The 6,656-nt window shown below is 59.6% G+C and carries 8 protein-coding genes; 3 read left to right on the plus strand and 5 right to left on the minus strand.

Going from position 1 to position 6,656, the window contains the following annotated elements; translation table 11 throughout:
* Positions 1-215: 215 nt before the first annotated feature.
* Positions 216-713 carry a hypothetical protein gene (locus GTA51_RS19760; RefSeq protein WP_160964198.1) on the plus strand — a complete coding sequence of 166 codons (498 nt, stop codon included), beginning with the start codon at positions 216-218 and terminating at the stop codon, positions 711-713.
* Positions 714-999: 286 nt separating this feature from the next.
* Here the strand turns inward: GTA51_RS19760 and GTA51_RS19765 are convergent, their stop codons facing one another.
* Positions 1,000-1,359: an IscA/HesB family protein gene (locus GTA51_RS19765; RefSeq protein WP_160964200.1), complete on the minus strand. Its 360-nt coding sequence runs from the start codon at positions 1,357-1,359 to the stop codon at positions 1,000-1,002.
* A 240-nt stretch (positions 1,360-1,599) separates the two neighbouring features.
* Positions 1,600-1,923: an IscA/HesB family protein gene (locus GTA51_RS21120; protein WP_246198251.1), complete on the minus strand. Its 324-nt coding sequence runs from the start codon at positions 1,921-1,923 to the stop codon at positions 1,600-1,602.
* Positions 1,924-2,081: 158 nt separating this feature from the next.
* Between GTA51_RS21120 and pyrR the strand changes: the two genes are divergently transcribed.
* Both pyrR and GTA51_RS19780 read left to right on the plus strand, forming a co-directional pair.
* A complete protein-coding gene (gene pyrR / locus GTA51_RS19775) occupies positions 2,082-2,618 on the plus strand; it encodes a bifunctional pyr operon transcriptional regulator/uracil phosphoribosyltransferase PyrR (RefSeq protein WP_343039541.1) in 537 nt (178 codons plus the stop codon).
* A 251-nt stretch (positions 2,619-2,869) separates the two neighbouring features.
* On the plus strand, positions 2,870-3,532 hold the full coding sequence (locus GTA51_RS19780) for a flavodoxin family protein (RefSeq protein WP_160964204.1): 663 nt from the start codon (positions 2,870-2,872) through the stop codon (positions 3,530-3,532).
* 208 nt (positions 3,533-3,740) lie between these two features.
* On the opposite strand, the gene argB is transcribed toward GTA51_RS19780, so the two are convergent.
* From argB to hslV, 3 genes are read right to left on the minus strand one after another with little or no spacing between them, the layout of a single operon-like run.
* On the minus strand, positions 3,741-4,634 hold the full coding sequence (gene argB, locus GTA51_RS19785) for an acetylglutamate kinase (RefSeq protein ID WP_160964212.1): 894 nt from the start codon (positions 4,632-4,634) through the stop codon (positions 3,741-3,743).
* An 18-nt stretch (positions 4,635-4,652) separates the two neighbouring features.
* Positions 4,653-6,026: an ATP-dependent protease ATPase subunit HslU gene (gene hslU, locus GTA51_RS19790; RefSeq protein ID WP_160964206.1), complete on the minus strand. Its 1,374-nt coding sequence runs from the start codon at positions 6,024-6,026 to the stop codon at positions 4,653-4,655.
* A gap of 9 nt (positions 6,027-6,035) precedes the next feature.
* Complete coding sequence (gene hslV, locus GTA51_RS19795; RefSeq protein ID WP_160964208.1) at positions 6,036-6,581, minus strand: ATP-dependent protease subunit HslV; 546 nt, start codon at positions 6,579-6,581, stop codon at positions 6,036-6,038.
* Positions 6,582-6,656 lie beyond the last annotated feature (75 nt).

The raw sequence follows: 6,656 nt of genomic DNA on the forward strand, positions 1-6,656 counted from the left end.
GAACTTGATGTCATGGCAATTTATGCCATTTTTTCAAAATTGATCGCCTAAGTGGAAAGGCATCATGAGCTTGCACCAGTTGTCGCTTTCAGGCGTCAAGCCTTTTCTTAGCCGGACAGTAATGAAAATTGATCGCCTAAGTGGAAAGGCATCATGAGCTTGCACCAGTTGTCGCTTTCAGGCGTCAAGCCTTTTCTTAGCCGGACAGTAATGACTTGAATATACAAAATGGTATTTATGGAGGGAATCCTCCATTTACTTGGACATTTGATGGGAACTCCGGCACAACTTCAGGGATTACAAATAATGTCTTTGGCTGGGTTGTCGCTGATCTGCTGACAGGACTGAATTACGGTTTCCCTGGAAGCACGGTCCAGTTTAATGGCACCGCCATTGGCAATCTCTCCAGTACACAATGGTGGGGAGGTAACATGCCCGATGGGACAACAATAGCCCGCGCCAACACGCCGGGTGGACAAGGCCTTTTCGGTGCCAGGGCGCAACCCAATAACCCCACGAACTACAACACCTATCTCAATGTCATGATGCAGGTAGCCCCCTCAGCGTACGCTTACGCGCTCCAGGAACGGATGGGGAGAGTACTCCTGGAGTTCGACCAGGGTGTCGATCCAAACAGTTATCTTTTGGTCACCGTCAACTCTGATGGGATTGTAAACAATGCTCCTCTTGATCTCCTCTTGCTCAACCAATAATGCCGGCACAGTGGGCCGGCCGTTGTCGGTCCTTGGGCATTGTTTCTGTTGCGCTTGCGATTGCCTGTGGTGTTTTTTTAGACTTTAACGCCTGGAATATGTTGTCATTGTTTAAAAAGCACACGGGTTTTGTTTTGGCCGCCGCATGAGGCGGTGTCGCAATTGCCTCTGGTCGTTCCTCTTCCTCGCCATACAAGAAGATCAAATAGCTGGGGCCGGCCATTTGGCCGGCCCCAGACTGCGTCGGTGCTGCGTCGGTGCTGCGTCGGTGCTGCGTCGGTCGCGCTTAGGAGCAGCCGCAGGAACTGCCGCCGGCTCCACTGCCGCAGCCGCCGCCGCCACCGCTGCCGCACCCGCCGGAGCCGCAGGAACCGCCGCCAAGCTCCAGGCTGGAACCCACTGCGAAGCCGTAATCGGTCATGTCCACGGTAATGGGGCTGGCCATGGCGATCAGTTCCTTGTCCACGACAAAGGTGTAGCCGTTTAAATCAAACACGTCGTCATTGTCGCGGGCTTCGTCCAGGGCCAGCGTCAGGGATGGTCCGCAACAGCCGCCTTTGTTCAGATATACGCGTATGGGGGTTTTCTGTTTGTCGGCAAAGTAATTGTCGAGTTCTGCCCGAGCCGAGTCGCTCAAAGAAACCATGGATACCTCCAGGCGAGAGATACCCTTGGGTAATCATGCCAAATAGGATTGTCAAATAAGCCTGTCTGATCGAATTGTGACTTTTGAAAAGAAAAAGGCGATGGGTCCGCCGCCGGACACGGCTGCAAAGACCGGCCCCGCAAGGCCCCGGGCGCTGTCGCGTGGGCCGGCAACAAGAAAAAGGGCCGGCAGTTGAAACAGCCGGCCCATGTATACGGGTCGAAGGGGAAGGCCGGGCTTTTACACCGAGCAGGAACCGCTGCTGGAACAGGACGAGCCGCAACCGCCGCCGCCACCAAGTTCCATGCTGGAAGATACCGAGAAGCCCATGTAGGTCATGTCAACCTTAAGCGGCGAAGCCTTCTCGTAGAGTTCTTTTTCTATGACAAACGTAAACCCGGAAACGTCAAGCACCTCGTCCGCATCGCGCGGCTCATCCAGAGCCAGCGCTAATTTGGGGCCAGCTCAGCCCCCGGACGACAGGTAAATCCGGATCGGGGCCTTTTCCTTATCGGCAAAATACCCATCCAACTGGGACTTTGCCGCATCAGTCAATTCAACCATGGGAACCTCCGTAGGACAAGCTCGTTCAATGCAACTAAGCATGACCGATCAGAAAGTCAAATAGCTTGCGGCCGGCCCGAGGCGCGGCGGCCGGGCGAGGCGATTGCCAGAGTTTCGCTTTCTAGGCTAGAAGTGGCAAAAGCCTGGGGGAAACGCCTGTGACCAAACGCAAAAAAATGATGACCGGGGGCGAGGTCCGCCGCACCCTGGACCGGCTCGCTTTTGAAATTATCGAACGCCGCGACCCGACCTGCGAACTGGCTCTGGTTGGTATCCAGCGACGCGGGGCGGAATTGGCCACGCGGCTTAAAACGCTCATCGACGCCCGGGGCAAGTGCGACGTGCCCCTGGGCAAACTCGACATCAATCTGTACCGCGACGACTGGACCACCCGCGATATCCAACCGCAAGTGGGACCGTCGGAGATCGCTTTTTCCCTGGACGGGAAAAGCGTGGTGCTTATCGACGATGTGCTTTTTTCCGGCCGCACCATCCGGGCCGCCCTGGAAGCGCTGCTGGACTACGGTCGCCCCAAGCGCGTGGAACTGCTGGTGCTCATTGACCGGCGCGGCCACCGCGAACTGCCCATCCAGGCCGATTACGTGGGCAAACGGGTGCACACCGAGCCCGGCGAGCATGTGGACGTGGCCGTGGCCGAACTCGACGGCGAAGACAGCGTGCTGCTGGTGGAATAAGAGGCGGTAGGGCGAGCGGTGGCCGGCAGGGAACGCCCGCGGCGGCCCAGGCTGCGGTTGCGCAACGGCCGGGCGCGTCTCGTCTCGGACACCGGGCGGGCCGCCAGGAGGCGGTGCGGCACGGCAGGCAGGTGAGGCGACGGCGCGGCAGCAGTATCGTTAAAGTGCCTCAGTACCTCTTTGGGAAGCCATTGCACGGCCCGCGACATATGCGTACACGATAGCCATATCCAGCCGAGGAGGCAGTACGCATGAACATTTTGGCCATAAATGGCAGTCCGCGCAAGAAGTGGAATACCGCCATGCTGCTTGGCAGCGCCCTGGAAGGTGCGGCCGCAGCCGGCGCGACAACGAAACTTGTCCACCTCTACGACTATGCCTACAAGGGCTGCATCAGCTGCTTTGAGTGCAAGCGCCTGGGCGGCAAGAATTACGGCCAGTGTGCCGTCAAAGACGAACTCAAGCCGCTCTTGGCCGAGGCGGCCGCCGCCGACGCGCTCATCATCGGCACGCCGGTCTATTTCGGCGCGGAAACCGGGGAAACGCGCTCCTTCATGGAACGCCTGCTCTTCCCCTACCTCACCTACACCCCGGGCTATGCCTCGATTTTTCCCCGCCCAATCCCCACCGCCCTGATCTACGACATGAACGTACCCGAAGCAGCCATCGTCGAGCGGCAGTACGATTCGTTCATCGAGCGCGCCAGAGGCTTTATGGAGCGCACGTTCGGAGCCTGCGAGGTGCTGACCGTCACCGATACCTACCAGTTCGATGACTATGCCAAATACCTCTGCACCGTCTGGGACGCCGACGCCAAAGCCAAACGCCGGGCCGAAGTGTTCCCCCAGGATCTGGCCAAAGCCTTCGCCCTCGGCGAACGCTTGGCCGCCGGGATGCCGCAGGCGCAGGCGTAAGAGTGCCTCCGGCGGCCAAAGGGGTGGCCCCTTTGGAATCCCTCCTGGAAGGCAAGGGGATAGAGGGGTGACGCCTCCCCAACGCAACCCCCTTAAAAAACTCTCCTCTCAAGGGGGTCCGGGGGGGATTATCCCCCCCGGCCGCCGGAGGCATCTTCTGCCTTCGCTTCTCTTCTATTCTCTCCTCAACTCTTCTCTCCACTCCCCTCTATAACTGACACCGTTTGCACACGATTTCGGTGCCGACGCCGGAGTTGGTGAAAAATTCGAGGATAATGCAGTTTTCGACCCGCCCGTCGAGGATATGCGCTTTTTCCACGCCCGCATCGACCGCCTCCATGCAGCAGGCGACTTTGGGGATCATGCCACCCTTGAGCACGCCATCGGCCATGGCCTGGGAGGCTTCCCTGATGTCGAGGGAGGAAATGAGTGTTTTGTCTTTGTCGAGCACGCCGGACACGTCGGTTAACAAGACCAGCCGCTTGGCCCCCAGGGCGGCGGCCAGGGCACCGGCCACGCTGTCGGCGTTTATATTAAAGGTTTCGCCCTGTTCGTTGACGCCAACCGGGGCGATGACCGGAATAAAGCCTTTGTCCAGCAACGTGGTGATCAGTTCGGTGTTGATGCCGGTGACTTCGCCGACCTTGCCCAGATCGATGATCTCGGGCGGGGCGTCGTCGCGTTCCAGCACCATTTCGAGCTTTCTGGCGGTGATGAGCCGGCCGTCTTTGCCGGACAGGCCCACGGCCGTGCCGCCATTTAAGTTGATCAGGTTGACGATGTTCTTGTTGACCTTGCCGACCAGCACCATTTCCACCACGTCCATGGTGGCGTCGTCGGTGACGCGAAGGCCCTGGCGGAATTCGCTGGTGATATTGAGCTGCTTGAGCATCTGGCCGATCTGCGGGCCGCCGCCGTGGACGATGACGGGATTGATGCCGATGTATTTGAGCAGGATGACGTTAAGCGCGAAGCTTTCCTGGAGATGTTCATCCACCATGGCGTGGCCGCCGTATTTGATGACCACGGTCTTGCCGAAAAACTGGCGGATATAGGGCAGGGCCTCCAGCAGCAGATGCGCCTTGGCGTGTTCACGGTTCATCATCAGTTCTCCGGTTGTCTAGAGAATGTAGCGGGACAAATCCCGGTCCTCGGCCACGTCGGCGAGGTTTTCGCGCACGTAGTCCGGGTCCACGACCACGGTTCGCCCGCCTTGGTCCGAGGCGGCAAAGGACAGATCGGACAGGATCTTTTCCATGATGGTGTAAAGCCGTCTGGCTCCGATGTTTTCCGTTTCCTCGTTGACGCGCTGGGCAAAGGCCGCCACTTCGCGCAGGGCTTCGTCGGTATATTCAAGCGTCACGCCCTCGGTGGCCAAAAGGGCGCGGTACTGCACGGTCAGGGCGTTTTGCGGCTCGGTGAGGATGCGGTAGAAATCCTCGGCGGTCAGGGCCCGCAACTCCACCCGCAGCGGAAAACGGCCTTGCAACTCCGGCACCAGATCGGAGGGCTTGGAGAAGTGAAACGCGCCGGCGGCAATGAAAAGGATATGGTCGGTTTTGACCATACCGTGCTTGGTGTTGACCACGCAGCCTTCGACCACGGGCAGCAGATCGCGCTGTACGCCCTCGCGCGACACGTCCGGCCCCTGGCCGCCGCCGTGCTTGCCACAGATCTTGTCGATCTCGTCAATAAAGATGATGCCCGTCTGCTCCACGCGTTCCTTGGCTGTCTCGGCCACTTTGTCCATGTCCACCAGCCGCTCGGATTCCTCCTGCAACAGCACCTCGTAGGCGTCGCGCACCCGCATGGTGCGCGTCTTTTTGCGCTGGGGGAAGACCTTGGAAAACATGTCCTTGAACTGGCCGCCCATGTCTTCCATGCCCGGCATGGACATGATTTCCACCTGCGGCGAGGGGACGGTCACTTCCACCGGCACCATGCGGTCGTCGAGTTTGCCCTCGCGCCACAGTTTGCGCAGCTTTTCCCGCGTGGAGAGGCTCGTACCCTCGGGCGGCACGGCCGGTGCCTCAAGGGCCGACATCATTGGAATAGGGGCCATACCCGTGTGTGCGGATTCGGGCAGCAGCAGATCGAGCAGCCGTTCCTCGGCCGCTTTTTCGGCCTTGACCGCCACCCGGTCCAACTCTTCCTTGCGCACCAGATTGACCCCGATCTCCATGAGATCGCGCACCATGGATTCCACGTCGCGGCCGACATAGCCGACCTCGGTGAATTTGGTAGCCTCGACCTTGAAAAAAGGCGAACCGGCCAGTTTGGCCAGACGCCTGGCAATCTCGGTCTTGCCCACGCCCGTGGGTCCGATCATGATGATGTTTTTGGGCGCGATTTCCTCGCGCAAGACCGGTTCGATCTGCTGGCGACGCCAGCGGTTGCGCATGGCAATGGCTACCATGCGCTTGGCGTCGTTTTGGCCGATGATATATTTGTCGAGTTCGGAAACGATCTCGCGCGGCGTCAGACTGGCGTGCACGGCAACTCCTTATTCGGCCCGGTCAAGGGTCTCAACTACCAGACGGTCGTTGGTGTAGACGCACAACTCGGCGGCGATGGCCATGGATTTTTCCGCAATGTCGCGGGGCGACAAGTCGGTGTTGCGCAAAAGCGCCCGGGCCGCCGCCAGGGCGTAGGGGCCGCCCGAGCCAATGGCTGCAACGCCGTCGTCCGGTTCAATCACATCGCCCGTGCCGGACAGCATGAGCACATTGCCGGCGTCGGCCACGATCATCATGGCTTCCAATCTTCGCAGATATTTGTCCTTGCGCCAATCCTTGGCCAGCTCCACGCTGGCGCGCACCAGATTGCCGCCAAATTCTTCCAGCTTGGCCTCAAACCGCTCAAATAAGGTGAAGGCATCGGCCGTGGCCCCGGCAAAACCGATGACCACCTTGTCCTTGTACATGCGCCGCACCTTGCGCGCCGTGTGCTTGACGGCAATAGCCTGTCCCAGCGTCACCTGGCCATCGCCGGCCACGGCCACCCCGGCCTCGGTGCGCACCGCCAGTATCGTTGTTCCGCGTAGTTCCATGTGTATTTGCCTCCGGCGGCTGGGGGAGGAAACCCCTTTTTGAAAAAAGGGGTTTCCTCCCCCAGACCCCCACCT

The sequence above is a fragment of the Solidesulfovibrio aerotolerans genome, assembly GCF_009856865.1.
Taxonomy (GTDB): domain Bacteria; phylum Desulfobacterota; class Desulfovibrionia; order Desulfovibrionales; family Desulfovibrionaceae; genus Solidesulfovibrio; species Solidesulfovibrio aerotolerans.